This is a genomic window from Mycobacteroides salmoniphilum (genome assembly GCF_004924335.1).
Taxonomy (GTDB): domain Bacteria; phylum Actinomycetota; class Actinomycetes; order Mycobacteriales; family Mycobacteriaceae; genus Mycobacterium; species Mycobacterium salmoniphilum.
On the sequence record NZ_CP024633.1, the window covers coordinates 2,649,310 to 2,667,816 of the forward strand.

21 protein-coding genes are annotated in these 18,507 nt (G+C 65.0%); 5 read left to right on the forward strand and 16 right to left on the reverse strand.

The genetic code is table 11. The features are described from left to right. Positions 1-53 precede the first annotated feature (53 nt). Positions 54-581 (forward strand): hypothetical protein, encoded by a 528-nt coding sequence (locus DSM43276_RS13085; protein ID WP_078331084.1) that lies wholly within the window; start codon positions 54-56, stop codon positions 579-581. Between the two features lie 17 nt (positions 582-598). Here the strand turns inward: DSM43276_RS13085 and pdxT are convergent, their stop codons facing one another. The 10 genes from pdxT to DSM43276_RS13135 all read right to left on the reverse strand — a co-directional run bounded on the left by pdxT (position 599) and on the right by DSM43276_RS13135 (position 10,583). After that, positions 599-1,180 (reverse strand): pyridoxal 5'-phosphate synthase glutaminase subunit PdxT, encoded by a 582-nt coding sequence (gene pdxT, locus DSM43276_RS13090; RefSeq protein WP_078331022.1) that lies wholly within the window; start codon positions 1,178-1,180, stop codon positions 599-601. Next, positions 1,177-2,031 (reverse strand): acyl-CoA thioesterase, encoded by an 855-nt coding sequence (locus DSM43276_RS13095; protein WP_078327353.1) that lies wholly within the window; start codon positions 2,029-2,031, stop codon positions 1,177-1,179. Before DSM43276_RS13095 ends, pdxT begins: the two co-directional genes overlap by 4 nt. 9 nt (positions 2,032-2,040) lie before the next feature. Then, the gene (pdxS, locus tag DSM43276_RS13100; RefSeq protein WP_078327352.1) at positions 2,041-2,955 is read right to left on the reverse strand and encodes a pyridoxal 5'-phosphate synthase lyase subunit PdxS; all 915 of its coding nucleotides are present in this window, start codon (positions 2,953-2,955) and stop codon (positions 2,041-2,043) included. Positions 2,956-3,042: 87 nt separating this feature from the next. Next, positions 3,043-4,065, reverse strand: coding sequence for an NUDIX hydrolase (locus DSM43276_RS13105; RefSeq protein WP_078331021.1), 1,023 nt, complete (start codon positions 4,063-4,065; stop codon positions 3,043-3,045). Further along, positions 4,062-5,189: a glycosyltransferase family 4 protein gene (locus DSM43276_RS13110; protein ID WP_078327350.1), complete on the reverse strand. Its 1,128-nt coding sequence runs from the start codon at positions 5,187-5,189 to the stop codon at positions 4,062-4,064. Before DSM43276_RS13110 ends, DSM43276_RS13105 begins: the two co-directional genes overlap by 4 nt. Next, positions 5,189-6,229 carry a phosphatidylinositol mannoside acyltransferase gene (locus DSM43276_RS13115; RefSeq protein WP_078331020.1) on the reverse strand — a complete coding sequence of 347 codons (1,041 nt, stop codon included), beginning with the start codon at positions 6,227-6,229 and terminating at the stop codon, positions 5,189-5,191. The genes DSM43276_RS13110 and DSM43276_RS13115 overlap by 1 nt, the downstream gene beginning before the upstream one ends. Beyond that, complete coding sequence (gene pgsA / locus DSM43276_RS13120; protein ID WP_078331019.1) at positions 6,226-6,888, reverse strand: phosphatidylinositol phosphate synthase; 663 nt, start codon at positions 6,886-6,888, stop codon at positions 6,226-6,228. Before pgsA ends, DSM43276_RS13115 begins: the two co-directional genes overlap by 4 nt. Then, positions 6,885-7,433 carry an ATP adenylyltransferase gene (locus DSM43276_RS13125; protein WP_078327347.1) on the reverse strand — a complete coding sequence of 183 codons (549 nt, stop codon included), beginning with the start codon at positions 7,431-7,433 and terminating at the stop codon, positions 6,885-6,887. Before DSM43276_RS13125 ends, pgsA begins: the two co-directional genes overlap by 4 nt. Continuing rightward, positions 7,426-9,480, reverse strand: coding sequence for a threonine--tRNA ligase (gene thrS / locus DSM43276_RS13130; protein WP_078331018.1), 2,055 nt, complete (start codon positions 9,478-9,480; stop codon positions 7,426-7,428). The genes DSM43276_RS13125 and thrS overlap by 8 nt, the downstream gene beginning before the upstream one ends. Before the next feature lie 92 nt (positions 9,481-9,572). After that, entirely contained in the window at positions 9,573-10,583 is a 1,011-nt protein-coding gene (locus DSM43276_RS13135) for a GlxA family transcriptional regulator (protein ID WP_078331017.1), read from the reverse strand. Between the two features lie 93 nt (positions 10,584-10,676). Here DSM43276_RS13135 and DSM43276_RS13140 point away from each other — a divergent pair, with 93 nt between their 5' ends. Then, positions 10,677-11,411, forward strand: coding sequence for a DJ-1/PfpI family protein (locus DSM43276_RS13140; protein ID WP_078331083.1), 735 nt, complete (start codon positions 10,677-10,679; stop codon positions 11,409-11,411). Here the strand turns inward: DSM43276_RS13140 and DSM43276_RS13145 are convergent. Together DSM43276_RS13145 and DSM43276_RS13150 are read right to left on the reverse strand one after the other, a co-directional pair. Further along, positions 11,394-11,807, reverse strand: a complete 414-nt coding sequence (locus DSM43276_RS13145; RefSeq protein ID WP_078331016.1) for a TIGR02611 family protein — start codon at positions 11,805-11,807, stop codon at positions 11,394-11,396. The genes DSM43276_RS13140 and DSM43276_RS13145 overlap by 18 nt on opposite strands. Further along, positions 11,804-12,433 (reverse strand): PaaI family thioesterase, encoded by a 630-nt coding sequence (locus tag DSM43276_RS13150; protein WP_078331015.1) that lies wholly within the window; start codon positions 12,431-12,433, stop codon positions 11,804-11,806. The genes DSM43276_RS13145 and DSM43276_RS13150 overlap by 4 nt, the downstream gene beginning before the upstream one ends. Positions 12,434-12,452: 19 nt before the next feature. On the opposite strand from DSM43276_RS13150, the gene DSM43276_RS13155 reads away from it, so the two are divergent. The 3 genes from DSM43276_RS13155 to DSM43276_RS13165 all read left to right on the forward strand — a co-directional run bounded on the left by DSM43276_RS13155 (position 12,453) and on the right by DSM43276_RS13165 (position 14,038). After that, positions 12,453-12,950, forward strand: coding sequence for a DUF1990 family protein (locus DSM43276_RS13155; protein WP_078331082.1), 498 nt, complete (start codon positions 12,453-12,455; stop codon positions 12,948-12,950). 234 nt (positions 12,951-13,184) lie between these two features. Further along, the gene (locus DSM43276_RS13160; protein WP_078331014.1) at positions 13,185-13,496 is read left to right on the forward strand and encodes a hypothetical protein; all 312 of its coding nucleotides are present in this window, start codon (positions 13,185-13,187) and stop codon (positions 13,494-13,496) included. A 110-nt stretch (positions 13,497-13,606) separates the two neighbouring features. Next, the gene (locus tag DSM43276_RS13165) at positions 13,607-14,038 is read left to right on the forward strand and encodes a PPOX class F420-dependent oxidoreductase (protein ID WP_078327341.1); all 432 of its coding nucleotides are present in this window, start codon (positions 13,607-13,609) and stop codon (positions 14,036-14,038) included. A 2-nt stretch (positions 14,039-14,040) separates the two neighbouring features. Here DSM43276_RS13165 and DSM43276_RS13170 read toward each other — a convergent pair whose 3' ends face one another. The 4 genes from DSM43276_RS13170 to DSM43276_RS13185 all read right to left on the reverse strand — a co-directional run bounded on the left by DSM43276_RS13170 (position 14,041) and on the right by DSM43276_RS13185 (position 18,506). Next, positions 14,041-15,405 (reverse strand): aldehyde dehydrogenase family protein, encoded by a 1,365-nt coding sequence (locus tag DSM43276_RS13170; RefSeq protein ID WP_078331013.1) that lies wholly within the window; start codon positions 15,403-15,405, stop codon positions 14,041-14,043. Positions 15,406-15,407: 2 nt separating this feature from the next. Continuing rightward, on the reverse strand, positions 15,408-16,499 hold the full coding sequence (locus DSM43276_RS13175; RefSeq protein ID WP_078331012.1) for a phenylacetate--CoA ligase family protein: 1,092 nt from the start codon (positions 16,497-16,499) through the stop codon (positions 15,408-15,410). A 121-nt stretch (positions 16,500-16,620) separates the two neighbouring features. After that, positions 16,621-17,640: a 2-dehydropantoate 2-reductase gene (locus DSM43276_RS13180; RefSeq protein WP_078331011.1), complete on the reverse strand. Its 1,020-nt coding sequence runs from the start codon at positions 17,638-17,640 to the stop codon at positions 16,621-16,623. Continuing rightward, positions 17,637-18,506, reverse strand: coding sequence for an MBL fold metallo-hydrolase (locus DSM43276_RS13185; RefSeq protein ID WP_078331010.1), 870 nt, complete (start codon positions 18,504-18,506; stop codon positions 17,637-17,639). The genes DSM43276_RS13180 and DSM43276_RS13185 overlap by 4 nt, the downstream gene beginning before the upstream one ends. Between the last annotated feature and the right edge of the window lies 1 nt (position 18,507).

Below are 18,507 nucleotides of genomic sequence, written 5' to 3' on the forward strand. Positions count from 1 at the left end.
CGCAGGTGGCCACTGGATAGCGAGGCCAGCGCCAGGAACATAGGGTGATCCGCATGACTGTCCTGGTGGAAGACCCGATAGTCGACGCAATTCTGGACCGGTACGCGTCGACCATCGGCGACAGCCTCACCGATTACCGCAATCACCTGTATCGAGGCATGAACTACCAGCTGCGTCTTCTCGGCATGACGACGGCACCACCCGAGATCGCGCTGGCGTGGGCGACGCACGATATCGGCATCTGGACGGCCGGCACCTGGGACTACCTCGATCCGTCGGTGGCCCTTGCCGAGCAGCTGGCACCGGAGTTCGGAATCGACGATGCCGGTCGCACCACGACGATGGTGGCCGATCATCACAAGCTCAGGTCGGCCGAGGATCTATGGGTCGAGACCTTTCGATTGGGTGACCGGATTGACGCCTTCCACGGGCTCTACGCCTGGACCGGCCTGGAACGCGCCGACGTGCGCGAGGTCGTAGAGGCATTGCCGTACGGCGGTTTTCACGGATTCTTAGTGCGGACGGCCGGAAAGTGGACGCTCAAGCACCCGCTGCGGCCGATGCCCATGCTGCGCTGGTAGATCGCCGCGTTGAGCCGTCAGGAAGCGCGCACCATGTCGACGAACAGCCGATGCACCCGCCGGTCCCCGGTGACTTCGGGGTGAAACGACGTCGCCAACGCACTCCCCTGCCGCACCGCGACCGGATGCCCCTGCGCAATCGCCAGCACCTCGACTTCGGCGCCCACCCGTTCCACCCACGGCGCCCTGATGAACACCGCATGCAGTGCACCGTCAAGCCCGGCGAAATCCAGATCACCCTCAAATGAGTCCACCTGGCGCCCAAAAGCATTGCGCCGCACCGTCATATCGATGGCACCGAGCGCCACCGCATCCGGACGGGTGTCCAGTATCTCGCTGGCGAGCAGGATCATGCCGGCGCACGAGCCATAGACCGGCAGCCCGTCCCGCAGGCGTTCGGAGAGCGGATCGAGCAGCTCGAACACGCGCAGCAAGTTGCTCATCGTGGTCGACTCGCCGCCGGGGAGAACCAACCCGTCCACCTTCGAGAGTTCCTCGGGACGACGCACCCCGAGTGCGTCGACACCAGAATCTTTCAGAGCGGCAACATGTTCCCTGACATCGCCCTGCAATGCCAGCACGCCTACCAGCGGGCTCACGCCATGTTCCCCTTGGCGATCGACGCCTCGTCCGGGTTGCGCTCGTACCGGGTAAGACCTTCTTGCACCACCGCCGCGACCATCCGGCCTTCGCGGTCGAAGATCCGGCCCTGAGTCAGGGCACGCCCGTATCCGGCCGACGGCGATGTCTCGTCGTAGAGCAGCCATTCATCGGCGCGGAACGGCCGCAGGAACCACAACGCGTGATCCAGGGACGCGGTCTGCAGCACCGCGTCCCGGTGCGGCACCTTGGAAGAACTCAACAGCGTCAGGTCGCTCATGTACGCCAGCGCACAGATGTGCAGCACCGGGTCGTCGGGAAGGTGCTTGCGGCAGCGGAACCACACCCGCTGCTGCGCGGCCAGCCGAGGATTCCGGTCCATCAGCTCGTCGGGCACGATCCGGATGTCCCATTCGGCGAACTGGCGGAACAGATCGTGGCTGAACGACTCCTCGGCATCTTGCACATCCGGCAGGTCTTCGGGTGCGGGCACCGGTGGCATCAGGTCCTGATGTTCGATGCCGGTGTCCAGAGTCTGGAATGAGGCCGACATGGTGAAGATCGCCTGCCCGCCCTGGATCGCGGTAACGCGCCGGGTCGCGAACGAGCGGCCGTCACGCACCCGGTCGACGAGAAACACCGTGGGCTCGTTGGGATTTCCGGGTCGCAGGAAGTACCCGTGCAGGGAGTGGACAAGGTAGTGCGGCTCCACCGTGCGAACCGCCGAAACCAACGACTGCCCAGCGACCTGCCCACCGAAAGTACGACGCAGGCTGCTGGGAGTTACGTTGCCTCGGAAGATGTCCTTTTCGAGCTGCTCGAGCGTCAGGATCTCTTCGATATCGGCCATCAGATGGTTTTACCAGCCGCGCTCGGCGAGCCGATGCGGCTGCGCGATGTCCTCCACGTTGATGCCGACCATTGCCTCACCCAGACCGCGCGACACCTTGGCGAGCACATCCGGGTCGTCGTAGAAGGTGGTGGCCTTCACGATCGCCGCCGCCCGCTGCTCCGGGTTGCCGGACTTGAAGATTCCAGAGCCGACAAACACACCTTCGGCACCCAGCTGCATCATCATCGCGGCGTCGGCCGGCGTGGCGATACCGCCAGCGGTGAACAGCGTAACCGGGAGCTTGCCGGCTCGAGCGACCTCGACCACGAGCTCATAGGGCGCCTGCAGTTCCTTTGCGGCGACATACAACTCGTCCTCGGACAGCGAGGTGAGCCGACGGATCTCGCCACCGATCTTGCGCATGTGCGTGGTCGCGTTGGATACGTCGCCGGTACCGGCCTCACCCTTGGAGCGGATCATCGCCGCGCCCTCGGTGAGGCGGCGCAGCGCCTCGCCCAGGTTGGTGGCACCGCACACGAACGGCACGGTGAACTTCCACTTGTCGATGTGGTTGGTGTAGTCGGCCGGGGTCAGCACCTCTGACTCGTCGATGTAGTCCACACCGAGGCTCTGCAGGATCTGCGCCTCGACGAAATGCCCGATACGAGCCTTGGCCATGACGGGAATGCTGACGGCGCTGATGATGCCGTCGATCATGTCCGGATCACTCATGCGGGACACGCCACCCTGGGCGCGGATGTCGGCCGGGACGCGCTCCAGTGCCATGACGGCGACGGCGCCGGCGTCTTCGGCGATCTTCGCCTGATCGGGGGTGACAACGTCCATGATGACGCCGCCCTTGAGCATCTCGGCCATACCGCGCTTGACGCGAGCGGTGCCGGTTCCGGTCTCGGGGGACGTTCCATTGGTCGTGCTAGTCAACTGGGGGCTCCTGAAGTGTTCGGGTTCTCAAACAAGTCTAATGCCGCCGCACCAGCGATTTTGTGGCGGGAGGTGCGGTGACGGGGCTCACCCGATAAGGATCGGTTCGCGGCGCCCGCCGGTGGCCACCGCATCCGCCGCAGCGGCGGCCTCCCCGAGCAGCTCTCCCAGCTGATTCGGGAACACCTGCTCCCCCGAGGCCGTGAGTGCGGCGATCTCTTCGGCATCGCACCAGCGGTGGCCGGTGATATAGCGCTGCTCCAAATTGGTACGGCCGTCCGTCGCGGGTTCGAACCTCTTGGTGCGGTGCACGAAGAACAATTCCTCGGAGCGGATGGTGGTGCCGTTGAAGTCGAAGACGGCGACCCGGCGCCATAGCGGGCCCACGAGGCGCCCGGAGGGAACCGACAACCCGGTCTCCTCGACCAGCTCTCGGACCGCTCCGTCGGACAGCTTCTCCCCCGGCAAGGTCTGGCCGCCAACGGTGAACCACCAGTGCACCGCCGGGCTCGGCGCCGCGGGATCGAAGCCGCGCAGCAGCAGCACCCGGCCATCCTCGTCCAGCAGGATGATCCGTGCCGAGGTGCGGAAGTTGGGCAGTGCCGGATCCTCGGTGCCCGCACCCTGGCGGTCGATGATTTCGAAATACGTTGGCATCGGCGCGGTTCCGCCCAGCCGCAGCCAACGCACCGGACGACGCACCCGGAGGGCCAGGGTGTCGCGCACGGCGTCGTTGTGAAAGCGCCGCGCGATCAGTACCCGCGTCTCCGCATCAGCGAGCTCGGCCACCAGCGCGGGGCGCAACCGCTCGGAGTCGACAGTGGACAACGCCGAGGCCAGCTGGTTCTCCGCGTACTCACGGCGGTCACGATCGGCACGCTCGGCTTTCGCGGCGAGTTTGATCAGTTGACCGTCCTTGAGCACATCCCCCACCGCCCGTGCGACGACGGCGCGGCGCGCCAGCGCGGCGTCGAGGGACTGCCAGGACAGGTCGCTACGCACATGCAGCCGGTCCAGTCGGTTAGCCACCAAGTAGGCCCACAGCAGGCCCAGTGCGACCAGTGCGCCGAGAATGACGATGACGACGACGGTCAACGCCGAGAACGTCACCAACTGTCGACCTTCACCCGGGCACCAGAGGCGGTCACGGTCTCGTAGACCAGCATGATCTGCTGTGCGACCACCGACCAGTCGTATCGCTGGACCGCGTCGGTACCCGCCGCGACCAGCTCTGCCCGGCCCTCATCGTCGCCGAGTACGTCGATGATGGCCGCCGCCAAGGCATCCGAGTCACCGGTGGGCGTCAACCGGCCCGCCTTCCCATCCAGGAGCACGCGCCGGAAGGCGTCCAGCGAGCTCGCGACCACCGCGGTCCCGGCCGCCATCGCCTCCACCAACACGATGCCGAAGCTCTCACCGCCGATGTTGGGCGCGCAGTAGACGTCGGCGCTGTGCATCGCCGAGGCCTTGGTGGCATCGTCCACCTGACCGAGGAACCGCAGATGCTTGGCCAACGGTCCTGCCTGCGTGCGCAATTCGGCCTCGTCTCCACGGCCGACGATCAGGATCTCCACATCGGAAAAGCTGGCCGCGATCTTCGGTAAGGCGCCCATCAATACGTCCATACCCTTGCGCGACTCGTCGTAGCGGCCCAGGAACAGCACCGTCTTACCCGCTCGCGGGTAGCCCTCCAGCATGGGTGCGCCGGAAAAGGATCGGACGTCGACACCGTTCGGGATCTCGACTGCATCAGATCCAAGCGCCTCCATCTGCCAGCGCCGGGCCAGCTCGGAGACGGCGATCCGGCCGACGATCTTCTCATGCCAAGGGCGCAGCACCGCCTGGAAGACGCTCAGCGTCAACGACTTCGTGGTGGAGGTGTGAAAGGTGGCGACGATCGGACCCTCGGCCACCATGAGCGCCAACATGGACAGGCTCGGGGCGTTCGGCTCATGCAGATGCAACACATCGAAGTCGCCGTCGACCAGCCAGCGCCTGGTCTTGGCGTAGGTGGCCGGACCGAATCGCAGCCGCGCCACCGAGCCGTTGTACGGAATCGGAACTGCCTTGCCGCCGGAGACCACGAATTCCGGCAGCTCCAGGTCCGATGAGGACGGTGCGAGCAGACTGACGTGGTGGCCGCGATCCCTCATGACCTCGGCCAACTGCACCACATGGGACTGGACGCCGCCCGGAACATCAAAGGAGTACGGGCAGACCATCCCGATGCGCATTACGCCTGCCCGCCCACGGGATCTGTCTCCCAGGGGGCCGCCCGATCATCAGTTTCTGTCTCCCGGGGGACTGCCCGATCATCGGTTTCCGTTTCCCGGGTGGTCTCCTGCGCCTGGGCCGACTGGACCGGCGGCGTCCGCAGCCTGGTGCGACGTTCTTCGGACAGATCCTCAAGCCACAAGGGTTGCAACATATGCCAGTCCGCCGGGCGCTCGGCGATGTTGGCGGCGAATTCATTGGCAAGTGCCTGCGTGGCCACCGCGACATCGCCTGCCGAGGTGTCGATGGGCTCCTGGATCCGTACTCCCCATTGACCATGTGGCTCGAACCAGCAGTGCGCCGGCAGCAGGCGCGCTCCGGTGTCGATCGCCAGGCGGGCAGGCCCAGCGGGCATCCGCGCCTCCGAGCCAAAGAAGTCGACGGGTACACCGCTGCGGCTCAGGTCGCGATCGGCCATCAGGCAGACGACACGGTTTTCCCGCAACCGCGCCGCCAGGGTCTCGTAGGGCCCGGTGGAGTCGCCACTGGAGGCAAGCACTTCGAAGCCAAGGGTTTCCCGGTAGTCCAGGAACCGGCGGTATAGCGACTCGGGTTTCAGACGCTCCGCGACGGTGGTGAAGGTGCCATAGGTCTGGGCCAGCCAGACCCCGGCCATGTCCCAGTTGCCGCTGTGCGGCAGGGCGATCACTGTGCCCTTGCCCTGCTCCTGGGACGCATCGATGTTCCGACGCCCGAATGCGCAGCTGTCCAGGCGGCCGGCAAGACGCTCCATATTCTGCGAGGGCAGACGGAACGCCTCGCGCCAGTACCGGGCGTAGGAACGCATCGAGTCGATCATCAGCCGGTCGGGCACCTCGCGGGGATGCACGCCGAGCACCCGGGCAAGGTTCTTGCGCAGTTGCTCGGGTCCACCGTTGCGGGCACCGACCATGGCACCGACGTCGAATATGGCTCGGGCGAGTAGATCCGGTGTCACCTGCGTCACGTTCCAGCCGGCGGCATAGCCCCAATCGGCCGCGCGTTCGCCCCACACACTCATGACTGATTCTTCTCCGCGGTGCCCTGTCCGGCATCGGAATTGGGCAACAGATCCGAAGCGCCCGGAGATGTGCGCACCGCATGCATCCGTTGGGCCACCGTCACCAGGCTCGCGATCGCCAGTACCCACATCGCCGTATGCAACGGCCACTGCACTGCGAAACCGCCGCTGAAAGTCGCTCCGGCGAGCACGATGATGAGCCGTTCGGGGCGTTCGATCAGCCCGCCGTCGGCGCGCAATCCGGACGCTTCGGCCCGCGCCTTCACATATGAGATCACCTGTGAGGTGATCATGCAGATCAGCGTGGCAACAACCAAAGATGTCGATCCCCAACCGAACGCGGCCCACCAGAGCAGTCCGGCGAATATCGCACCATCGGCCACGCGGTCACATGTCGCGTCGAGCACCGCGCCGAACCGGGTGCCACCACCGCGGGCCCGTGCCATCGCTCCGTCGAGCATGTCGAACATGGTGAACAGCGAGACCACGATGCCACCCCAGAACAGGTGGCCCGTAGGGAACAAGGTGAGGGCCGCGACAACGGTCGCCGCGGTCCCGAAGATGGTGACGGTGTCGGGAGTGAATCCCGCACGCAGCACCGCGTTGGCCAACGGATTGAGGATCTTCGCGAATGTCTCCCGAGACAGGATGGCGCTCATGGCAATTGCTCCCAGGCGCTCGCGAGTAGCTCGCGGGTGTCCCGCAGCAGCTGCGGCAGCACCTTGGAGTCACCGATGATGGTGATGAAGTTGGCGTCGCCGCCCCAGCGCGGCACCACATGCTGGTGTAAGTGCTCGGCCAGCGATCCGCCGGCCGCGGTGCCCAGGTTCAGCCCCACGTTGAAACCATGCGGACGGGACACCTTCTTGATCACCCGAATCGCCTTCTGGGTGAACGCCATCAGCTCGCGGCTCTCATCCGCGGTGAGGTCTTCGAGTTCGGCGACCTGCCGGTAGGGCACCACCATGAGATGTCCCGGGTTGTACGGGTACAGATTCAGCACCGCGTACACATGATCCCCGCGCGCGACCACCAGCCCGTCTTCATCGGCCATTTCGGGGATGTCGGTGAACGGAGCGGACTCCGCCCCACTCGATTTCACCGCCTCGACGAGATAGGTCATCCGGTGCGGCGTCCACAGCCGCTGCAGATGATCGGGGTCGCCCACTCCCCGGTCGATGATGGTCGAGTCCTCGTCAGTCACGGGTCCCCAACTTCATGAGTTCGGCGGTGGGAGAAATGTTCTCGCGTCTGTTCACCCAGTCGATGATGGCTGCGACGGCCTCATCGCGGGGCACTCCATTCACCTGAGTGCGGTCCCGGAAGCGGAAGCTGACAGCGCCCGCCTCCACATCACGGTCACCGGCCAGCAGCAGGAACGGCACGCGCTGGTTGGTGTGGTTGACAATCTTCTTGTTCATCCGGTCATCGCTGGTATCGACCTCCGCCCGAATACCCTGCGATCTGAGCTGCGCGACAATGTCACTGAGGTACGGCGCGTGAGCATCGGCGATCGGGATGCCGACGGCCTGCACCGGGGACAGCCAGACCGGGAATGCACCCGCGTAGTGCTCGGTGAGCACACCGAAGAAACGCTCGATGGACCCGAACAGCGCGCGGTGGATGAGTACCGGGCGCTGACGTGTTCCGTCGGCGGCGGTGTACTCCAGCTCGAACCGCTCGGGCATGTTGAAGTCGAGCTGAATGGTCGACATCTGCCAGGATCTGCCCAGAGCGTCCTTGGCCTGCACCGAGATCTTGGGGCCATAGAAGGCCGCGCCACCCGGGTCGGGGACGAGCTGCAGTCCGGAATCGCGCGCCACCTGCTCCAAGGTCTTGGTGGACTCTTCCCAGACCTCGTCGGAACCAACGAATTTCGTCTCGTCCTTGGTGGAGAGTTCCAGGTAGAAGTCGTCGAGCCCGTAGTCGGACAGCAGGTCCAGCACGAACCGCAGCAGGGAGGTCAGCTCCTCGTGCATCTGCTCGCGGGTGGTGTAGATATGTGCGTCATCCTGCGTCATGCCGCGCACGCGGGTCAGTCCGTGCACCACACCGGATTTCTCATACCGGTACACCGATCCGAACTCGAAGAGCCGCAACGGCAATTCACGGTATGAACGGCCCCGAGCCCGATAGATCAGATGGTGCATCGGGCAGTTCATGGGCTTGAGATAGTAGTTCTGCCCCGGTTTGCGCACGGTGCCGTCGTCGTTCAGCTCGGCGTCGATCTGCATCGGCGGGAACATGCCGTCGGAGTACCAGTCCAGGTGTCCGGAGGTCTGGTACAGGTTCTCCTTGGTGATGTGCGGGGTGTTGACGAATTCGTACCCGGCAGCGGTGTGCTTGGCGCGCGAGTAGTCCTCCAGCTCCTTGCGGATGATGCCACCCTTGGGGTGAAAAACCGGCAGGCCGGAACCGATTTCGTCAGGGAAGCTGAACAGGTCGAGCTCCACGCCGAGCTTGCGGTGGTCGCGTCGCAGCGCTTCTTCCAGCAGTTCGAGATGCTTGTCCAGGGCTTCCTGGGACTCCCAGGCGGTGCCGTAGACGCGCTGCATGCTGGCATTGGCCTGATTGCCGCGCCAGTAGGCCGCCGAGCTACGGGTAAGCCGGAATGCCGGAATGTGTTTCGTGGTGGGAATGTGCGGGCCACGACACAGGTCGAACCATTCCCGTTCCCCGGTACGAGGATTCAGGTTGTCGTAGGCGGACAGCTCGTCGCCGCCGACCTCCATGACCTCCGGGTCGTCGGCGCCCGACTTATCGGAAACAAGCTCGAGCTTGAACGGCTCATTGGCCAACTCGGCCTGGGCCTCTTCCACCGAACCGTAAACCCGGCGTGAAAAGCGTTGTCCCTCCTTGATGATCTGCTTCATCTTCTTCTCGAGAGCAGCCAGATCCTCGGGAGTGAAGGCGTGATCGATCCCGAAGTCGTAGTAGAAGCCATCGGTGATCGGCGGGCCGATGCCGAGTTTGGCCGCCGGGAACAAGTCCTGCACGGCCTGAGCCAGCACGTGCGCGGCCGAGTGCCGGATCACGCTGCGACCGTCCTCGGTGTTGGCCGCGACCGGCTCGACATCGGTATCGGCCTCCGGGGTCCAGGACAGATCCTTCAAGGCACCGTCCACGCGCACGACGACGATGGCTTCGTCGCCCTTGCCCGGTAGACCGGCCTCGCGTACCGCGGTCCCCGCCGTCGTCCCGGCCGGCACCCGGATTGGGGCCACAAGGGAAGACGGGTTGGGCGCAGTCATCAGCAGTTCTCCAATTCAGAGACGGGGGGTTTGCGAACTCATGCTATCGGTCCGCACCAGCGCCTTCCCAGCCTGATGGGCGCCGCGAGCGCTCAGGCCGATCGAGCCCGGAACGTATTCCGGTAAGCGAGCGGCGAGACTCCGGTGAGCCGGCGGAACTGCTCCCGGAAATTCGCAGGTGAACCGAACCCCACCTCCCGCCCGATCCACTCCACCGAGTCCGCGGAACTTTCCAATAGCTGCTGGGCATGACGGACCCGCGCACCGGTCAGCCATTGCATCGGCGTCTGCCCGGTTTCGGCACGAAACCGCCGGTTGAGGCTGCGCACGCTGGTGGAGGCCTGGGCCGCGAGGTCCTCCAGAGACAGCTCCCGGTGCGCGTTCTGTTCGATCCACGCCAGGATCTCCCCGAGGCCGGCCTCAGGGCGCTGACGGTTCCTGATCACGTATTGCGCTTGGCCACCGTCGCGGTGCAGGGGGGTTACCGCCACCCGCGCGGCCTCGGCTGCGACCGCTGCCCCCTGGTCGCGCGCGACCATGTGCAGACACAGGTCCAACCCCGCCGCCGCGCCCGCCGATGTGAGCACCTGACCCTCGTCGATGTAGAGGACATCGGCGTCCAGGCGCACCGCCGGGAACATCTGCCGGAACAGGTCGGCAGCCATCCAGTGAGTAGTGGCGCGCTTACCGTCCAGAATCCCGGCGGCGGCCAGGGTGAAGGCGCCCGCGCAGATGGAGGCGATACGCACACCGCGCCTGTACGCGTCCTGCAGTGCCTCGATGACGCCGTCCGGCGCGGGAGCCGTCACGTCGTTGCGCGCCGGAACCACGATCGTGTCGGCCTCCGAAAAAGCCTCCAGCCCAAGATCTGTCGCGATGCCAAACGGACCGGCGGAGACGACCGGCGAGGTCCCACACACCCGCACCCGGTAGGGCCGGGTGCCGTCGGCCAGGTGCACACGACGGAACACCTCCACGGCGGTCGCCAGGTCGAAGCCGATGGTGTCCGGAAGCGCAAGAACGACGACGGAGTGAGGCTTGTCCGAACGACCCGAAGGTCCAGAGTGAGGCTGGCCCGAACGACCCGAAGGCACGGAGTGCATGGCGGTCAGCCTAACTCCGATTGGCAATATCTCGTTGGATACTGTCTATCTGGCCACTTCTGCTTCGGTGCCCACACCACGACCATGGCAGTCATGCAGATAGCGATCCTGGCGTACCCGGGCATGACGGCACTCGACGCGATAGGTCCGTACGAAATGCTCCGGGGGCTACCCGACGCCGAGCTTCGATTCGTCTGGCACAAGCCGGGCCCGATAGTGACCGACAGCGGTGTGCTGGTACTCGGCGCGACGCATTCCTTCGAGGAAACAGCGGCACCTGACGTCGTCCTCATCGGGGGTTCGATACCTGCCACGATGAGCACCGCCGCCGACGAGGGCGTGCTGAGCTGGCTCCGGCAGGCACATCACACCACGACGTGGACCACGTCGGTGTGCAGCGGGTCGCTCATTCTCGGTGCCGCCGGGATCCTGCGGGGTAAAGACGCCACCTGCCACTGGGCCGGACAGCGGGTGCTCTCCACCTTCGGCGCGAATCCCCAGCGGGACAAGCGCATCGTCCGCGACGGCAAGGTGATCACCGCCGCGGGCGTATCGGCGGGACTCGATCTTGGACTATGGCTCGTCGGCGAGATCGCCGGACGGCCACGCGCCGAGGCGACGCAACTGTGCATCGAGTACGACCCGCGGCCGCCTTTCGATACGGGCCACATGAGCAAGGCCTCGACCCGCAACAAGGCCGACGCGGTACGGATGATGAAGGGCATGATCTCGGCACGCGATGTCGGCGCGGAGCTCGTGGCGGGCTCACACGTGATGTGGACGAGCGTTATCGACCGGGTGCGGAAAAGGTCAGCCTCCAAGCCCTAACGGGCTCTTCAGCCAGGGCGCCTCGACCCCGAGCAACGCGACGACCCAGCCGAGCGCGCCCAGCACCCACAACGTCGCCACCACCAAGGCCGCGGTGAACAGCACCCCAATCCCCCGCACCCACTGTGGCTGGGTGGAGAACCAGGCCATGAATCTGTCGTATCGGGTCCTGACCGCGTGGAGAAGTTTTGCGGCCCAGGAAAACTCGGTAGCGAGAATGGCCAGACCCAGGAACACGATCGCCCAGCCAGGTCCTGGATACGGGATGGCGATGATGCCCACACCAAGCACCACCAGACCGATGACGGCAACCACTATGCGGTAGACGATGTCGAGCGCCGGCCGATCCCGTACGGTGTCACGCCACCGGGCCCACCTGCGGGTGGCCCGGTTCACGGCTGGCCGGGATTGAGCTTCACGAAAAGCGCGTCGGCTTCGGCGAGCACATTGTCGCCGTCGAGCAATCTGCTGGTCAGGAACACCTTGCGCCCCTCCACACGATCCAGAGTGCAGTCGTACTGCAGCTCCTTCTCGATCGGCGTGACCTTGCGATAGTTGATGTTCAGGTATGCGGTGCGCAACTTACGCAGATCGGTCAGCAGCATCGTGCCGGTGCCGATGATGGTGTCGAAGAGCAGCCCGAGGCATCCGCCGTGCACGGCACCGTTTCGACCCAGGTGATAGCGACCGAAAGTGGCTGTGCCCCTGAGCACTCCGTTATCAAAGCTGTCGATTGTCATCGGGACCAGCAGGATGTTTCCGCGCAGCGGGAGATCGGTGCGCCTTCCTGAGGGCGAGTCCCATTCCGACACCTCGTACGGGGCCAGCAGCTCGTTCATGGCATCGAGCTGGTTGGCCAGCGTGGTGACCATCTCATCGGGCGGCAGGGCAGCGCGAGCGCGGTCCTGCAGGGTTCGCAGCGCGTCGATGAAACGGCCGTAGTCCGGGCCGCCCTTGAGGGTGGGATCGGGCGGGTTGAACCCGCCTCCCTCATGCGCTGTTACTGCTTCCTCGGTGGTCATGCTCACCTACGTTATTGGGGTGGATATTGCACAGCTGAGCCAGCTCCCGTTCACCTACTCCGAGATCGGCGCAACAGCCGGTGAGCTGCCCGTCGGATATCACCACGTGCGCGAATCGCGGCAGCTCGGGACCGGTAGGGCACGGTTCGAGGAGGCCGCCGCAAGCCTGATGCGGTTCGGTATCCAACGCGGGATCGGGCTGCCGGTGCAGACCTCTGCACCGCAGGCCACCGCGGGCGTCAACGTGGCAACGCGCCTGTGGCCGTTCTGGGCGTTGTGCCGCATCGTGTACGTGGTGGACGAGCCGAATCGGCGCGGTTTCGCATACGGCACGCTTCGGGGCCACCCCGAAACCGGCGAAGAGGTCTTCATCGTGCGCCTTGATCCGTCCAATGATGTTGTATCCGTGGAGATCACAGCCTTCTCGAAGCCGTCGTACTGGTGGGTCCGGATGGGCAACCTGGTGGTCAAACAGCTACAGCGAGTGGTAACTCAGCGATACCTGCGTGCCCTCTGACTGCCGCGCGGTCAGCCATTCTGGGCATAACCCTCCCCCGGTAACCTACGGGTTAGCTGGAGAGTGTCACTAGCTACCCATCGGCGTGTCGACACAAGCGCGTGTCAACTGGAATTTGCGTGCCCCAAGGGCTCCTTGCATAGTATTCAGCAAATATTTCTAGCATTAGAATCGTTATGATATGTAACCTGTGGTTCAACTCAGATTCATGCCTCGTTAGGAGCCCTGAACCCCATGGTTTCACTGCCCACCCGCATCGCACTGTTCGCCGGGGCCCTGGGCGCCTCTGCCGCGATGTACCTCGCTCCGGTAGCGGCCGCAGATCCCCCGGTGTGTTCCTCGGGCGAGACGCCGTACAACCACAGCTGCCGGACCGCGTGCGCCGGCGGCGCACCGCGCGTCGGCGGATCCTGCACCCAGCCCGGCACCAACCTGTACGACCGCGGATTCCATGAGCCCACCCATGAGGGCGCCAACCCGCGTACTCCATTAGGTACCAACCCGCAGGTTCCGTTCGGCACGAACACCACAACTGTTCTGCAGTAACAGATTTCGGCACGATGCTCGGTTGACAACGATGTCAACCGGGCATCGCTGTTTCGGGCGTTCTTTCACATGCGGGAATGAAATCGGCCGCAACGGGGTAGACATCACACATGGACCTCAACGACGCCGCGCGCACACTCATCGGAGCGGGCACCGACGCCACGCTCGTCACCATCAATGACGACGGCAGCCCGCAGGTATCCGTCGTGTGGTTCGCCCTGCAGTCCACCCCTGAGGGCGACGAACTGGTTTCCGCCCATCTGTCGGGCAATTACAAGAAGCTGCGCAATATCCGGCGCGATCCCCACGTCGCCGTGACCATCCTCGCGCCCAGCCAGCCCGGGCAGCAGCGCGCATACCTGTCTGTCACCGGTTCCGCGCGAGTGGTCGAGGGAGGCGCACCGGAGCTGCTCAAGCAGCTGGCCACCACCATGCTCGGCTCAGACGAGCATTTCCCGCCACCGAACGCTCCGGACGGGTATCTCACGCGCATCCGCATCGAGTCGGTGGGCGGCAACGGTCCCTGGGCACCACAACCCTGACCTCAGCCTCTGATGACGCCCTTGGTGCGCATCAGAAAGTCGGCGAGAAAGCCGTCATGCGGAATGTCGGGTGCTGCGTACGAGGTCAGGTGCCTGCCGCTGTACACGTTCGCGACCGTCGGCTCGTTGAGTAGATCGTCGATCAGCGCCTCATCATCGGTGATCGCGTTGATCACCAGCGAATCCCTCAGCGGGACAAGACCGTCGGCACGCGACCACGGCGTGATCCACACGCACGGGAAGGCCAGCTCGGTGTTGAGCGTGTCGATATCGGGTCGCTCGAGCAGATGCACGGCCGGTCTCAGCGCGGCCGAACCGTCGCCGAGGTCTGCCACCACCTGATCGGCACCCAACAGCGGTGTGGCGCCCCGAGATTTCACCGCCAGATACTCGGCAAGCCGTTTGGCGGCATCAAGGGACTGGACCGGCAGCGCGGCTCGTTCGTCGCCGATCGGACGCGGCACGATCGTCGCCAGCCCGGCGGCGATCGCCTCTGCCAGCGGTCGCGGATCACCCTCGTAGAGAACGGCCGTGGCGTTGGTGCAGGCCATACCGCCCTGCCCGCTGATCGACTCGACGATGACGTCCAGGTAGTCACGCCAATCCCGTTCGGCGGTGATCAGGATCTTGCTACGGCCGGGCCCGTTCACCATCACCGTCGGGTCGCGGGCATACGCGTCTACGACGTCCTGCCCGCCGTAGACGATGGCGAGGTCGGCGGCGGTGATGATCTCGGCGGCACCCGCATGGTCGGTGGGCAGATACAGCGCGTCTTCTGACCGAAATCCGGCCTGGCGCAGTGCATTGACAAGTCGGTAGCCGGTGAAGGGTTCGCGTCGTGACGGACGGATGGCCACCCGATATCCCAATGCCAGGGCCTGCGCCCACGCGCCGTGAACGCCGGGACTGTTGCCCGACGCATGCACGGCAAGCACCTCACCGCGGCGCACCCACACCGCGCTCCCCTGCCGCGTGCGCTCATCGCGCCAGTCCAGAGCCGCGCCCAGCGGCCGGGCCGGTGTCACCGAGTCGGCTGCCCGGCGGACCGCTTCGGCGACACCACGGGCGCTGGACCGCGCAATCGCGATAGGCAGCCCCGACACCCGGCTGACCACATCGACGTACTGCTCAAAACCCATGCCGCCGATCTCCGCGGTGCCAAAGATCTCGGCGGCCTCGGTCAGCGCGGCCTCACGCCGATCGGCCGGGAGCGCCCCGACGTTGCGTTGTGCCCGGATGCTGCGGCTCACATACAGCGGCGGCACGATGCTCAACTCGGCGACGGGCACCCCGGTCACCTCGGTGATCACCTCGTGGGTGCGGGTGCGGTACTCGCCGCTTGGGCCGAGTGCATCGAGTGTGATCACGATCAGTAGACGCCCTCGATGACGGCCTCGCCCTCGAAGGTCGCCACGGGAACCACCTCGCTGACGGAATCGCCAATCTGGCCCTCGGGTCCGCGCATTCGGATCGCACTGTCGCGTTCGAGGTTGTTGGGGATGAACATGCCCTTGCTGATGTGGTTCATCACCACCTGACCGCGCTTTCCGTTCGGCACGCGCTCGCCCGTGGCGGGATCGATCACCCAGAAGACAACGTGGGGCGTTCGGGGGTCGAAGACAAACGCATCACCGTCGACTCGAGTCTTGGCCTGGGACAAGATCATCGTGCTGCCGAATGCCATCGTGATCGCGGCCGCCGGGAAGATTTCACGAAGCAGATCAAGGGTGTCCAGGTCCACGTGGGCACCGCTGATCAGTATGTAGCGGATCTTCTGGTTCACCAGGTCCACCATGGCCTCATCGCGGGCGATAGCGCCTAGCAGTGGCGGGCTGGTGTGCAGATTGGCCACGTGCTGGGTCTGCAGGACGAACCGGGCCTGCTCCAGGACATGCTGGACGTAACCCGATACCTCGGAGGTGGCTTGGCGCGCGGCGAGCTTCTTGACCCACCGCGGATCCAGGTCCACCGGATAGAACACTGACCCGAGCCGCTCGCTGACCGCGCGCGAGAAGTGGCCGACCCCGTGCGGGCCGCTGGGCATGAGAAACAGCAGGCCCTGCCCCGCCACGAATCCGCCGGCGGTGAAGTCCTCGATCTGCCACTGGGTGACCTGCTCCACCCAATCGGCCAGCTGCGCTGTGCGTTTGGGTGCACCGGTGGTGCCGCCCGATTCGAAGATCCTGGGCACGGGCGCCGGTGATCCGTAGCCGCGTGGAATCAGATCCTCGACGGGTGCATGCCGCAATTCGTTGACCAGGTTCGGGAACAGCCGTAGGTCATCGAAACTCGTGATGTCCGCGAGCGGCTGAAAGTCCAGGGCTTGGGCAGCACGCAACCAGAACGCCGACCCGGTGTCCTCCCCGAAATGCCAGTTGATCGCGGCACGCAGGTAGGCCTCGGGATCTGTCACCGCCCCGGTTCGCGGAACGTCCAACAGTGAGAAATCGACCTCGACCATCCCGCAATCCAAGCCCTACAGACTGAGAGATAGAACTGCTCGGCTCGCTAGTTCATATGTGTTGCAGCGGAATTAATCGTGCGGCCACGACGTGTTCGCACACCCGTCACTCGGCCGGCCGTCACGTGACGTGAATCCCCGCACTGCGATGATCAATCTCACGGCGTAGTTCTGAGCCCGACCACTTCTTGCCACCGGATGAGCTGGCCTCGCGGATGAGGCTGACGAGTGCGGTGTTGACGGGCGCCTTCATGCCCAGCTTCGCGGCGAGCTCGACGACTTCGCCGTTGATGTAGTCGATTTCGGTCGGCCTGCCACGGGTGATGTCGTCAAGCATCGACGAACGCGCCTGCGGGTCAATCTCAACCATCCGTCGTGCCAACAGGGTATACAGCGCGTTGGGCATCCGGAGCACCCAAGGCATGAACGCGAGGGGCGCCGCGAGAGGGCTGACCACCGGCTGGTTGTTACGGCGCAGCAGGCTCAGAGCCTCTCGCTGGGCCGCGGCCAGCACGAGGCGGTATTCCCGATCTCCCAGTTCAGCTTTCAACGGCAGGCCCGAGAGCGCATTCACCGCATTGTTGAGGTTCACCACGAGCTTTCCCCACTGCACCGCTGCCATGTCGTCACGCGCGGCGGTGGGCAGCCCGCTGTCCGTAAGTGCGTCTGCAAGGGACTCCGCTCCGGCGGAGATCGAGAGCTTCCCCTGCGTGCCCTGATGAAAATGCGCCGCGCCGACCTGCGCGACGTTGAAACCGACCATGCCGGTAATTACTTTGCGCTGCTTAATGTATCGCGATATCTGCGCCGGATTGCCGATGCCGTTCTGCAGACTGACCACCACTGCTCCGGGGCGGAGCCTGTCGGCCAGCGATTCCGCCATCTTCGCGGTCGCGGCCGACTTCACGGTCACGAGCACGACGTCGGCGGCGCGCACCGCATCGACGTCCTCGGAGAACACGCAATCGCGTCCAGGGATCGTCGCTGACCATCCCTGATAATCCGACAAAGCGAGGCCGTGCTCCGCGATCGACTGACCAAGGGTGGCGCGCCCGATGTACACCAGGTCATGGCCCGCGATCTGCAGCCGACCGCCCACATAACAGCCGATGCTTCCGGCGCCGGCGACAGCGATTTTCATTGGGCTCCAACCTGAGTGCTTTGCGCGGCCATGGAGGCCCGGTCCCAGTAGTACGGATTATGCGAGTTGATGATTTCCACGTCGTCACGCGCACCTAGTTCACGTAGCTGCCGGGCGTTGTACAGCCGTGAGGCAGCATCTGCCTGCACGAGGTTTTGAAACACCGTGAACACCCGTGGGCATCGCGGTTCGGCGCGCATTTCGCCGGGGTGCATGAAGGCGTCGCCCGCATGTACCAGCCAGCGCGGGCGGCCGATGCCACCGAGGTCGATCACCACGCCGACGTGTCCACGGCTGTGCCCCGGCAACGGGATGATCGCGATCTCCTCGGGCAGACCGGCAAGTTGGCGCGCGGCGCGGAACCCGAACCACTGATCGCCGCCGATCGAATACTCAACCCAGCGGTCGCCCTCTCTGCGTCCCATGAGTTCATGCTGCCCGCTGTACCGCACCTTGTCGTGCAGTGTGAGCTGTGAGCGTATGGATTCGGCCTCGACCGCATGTACATGCAGACGCGCGTTCGGGAAATCGTCGACTCCCCCGACGTGATCGTGGTCGTGATGGGTCAGGATGATGTCGGTGACATCGTCAGGGTCGTACCCCAGCGCCTGCACCTGGTGCACCGCTGCCTCCGATTCGGCGAACAGCGGGTTCAGCAGAAGCTTGAGGGGACGGCCGATTCTGTCCACCGGATCGGCGATGTCACGAAGGCCGAATCCGGTGTCGACAAGCAGCAGCCTGTTACCCGTGTCGACGAGCAGGCAATGGCAGACCAATCGGCCACGCTGCCAGGGCGCTCCCGTGCCCTCCATGAGCCGCTTTCCGATCGGGGCCATCGTGCCGCAGTTCAGGTGATGAATGCGCATG

Bases quoted from the DNA above. Each gene is read 5' to 3' on its own strand.
- DSM43276_RS13180 (WP_078331011.1), bottom strand. From the start codon at position 17,640: ATGAAAATCGCTGTCGCCGGCGCCGGAAGCATCGGCTGTTATGTGGGC.
- DSM43276_RS13185 (WP_078331010.1), bottom strand. From the start codon at position 18,506: ATGCGCATTCATCACCTGAACTGCGGCACGATGGCCCCGATCGGAAAG.
- DSM43276_RS13165 (WP_078327341.1), top strand. From the start codon at position 13,607: ATGGACCTCAACGACGCCGCGCGCACACTCATCGGAGCGGGCACCGAC.
- DSM43276_RS13140 (WP_078331083.1), top strand. From the start codon at position 10,677: ATGCAGATAGCGATCCTGGCGTACCCGGGCATGACGGCACTCGACGCG.
- DSM43276_RS13115 (WP_078331020.1), bottom strand. From the start codon at position 6,229: ATGAGTGTGTGGGGCGAACGCGCGGCCGATTGGGGCTATGCCGCCGGC.
- DSM43276_RS13110 (WP_078327350.1), bottom strand. From the start codon at position 5,189: ATGCGCATCGGGATGGTCTGCCCGTACTCCTTTGATGTTCCGGGCGGC.
- DSM43276_RS13135 (WP_078331017.1), bottom strand. From the start codon at position 10,583: ATGCACTCCGTGCCTTCGGGTCGTTCGGGCCAGCCTCACTCTGGACCT.
- thrS (WP_078331018.1), bottom strand. From the start codon at position 9,480: ATGACTGCGCCCAACCCGTCTTCCCTTGTGGCCCCAATCCGGGTGCCG.
- DSM43276_RS13095 (WP_078327353.1), bottom strand. From the start codon at position 2,031: ATGGCCGATATCGAAGAGATCCTGACGCTCGAGCAGCTCGAAAAGGAC.
- DSM43276_RS13160 (WP_078331014.1), top strand. From the start codon at position 13,185: ATGGTTTCACTGCCCACCCGCATCGCACTGTTCGCCGGGGCCCTGGGC.
- pgsA (WP_078331019.1), bottom strand. From the start codon at position 6,888: ATGAGCGCCATCCTGTCTCGGGAGACATTCGCGAAGATCCTCAATCCG.
- DSM43276_RS13150 (WP_078331015.1), bottom strand. From the start codon at position 12,433: ATGACCACCGAGGAAGCAGTAACAGCGCATGAGGGAGGCGGGTTCAAC.
- DSM43276_RS13085 (WP_078331084.1), top strand. From the start codon at position 54: ATGACTGTCCTGGTGGAAGACCCGATAGTCGACGCAATTCTGGACCGG.
- DSM43276_RS13175 (WP_078331012.1), bottom strand. From the start codon at position 16,499: ATGGTCGAGGTCGATTTCTCACTGTTGGACGTTCCGCGAACCGGGGCG.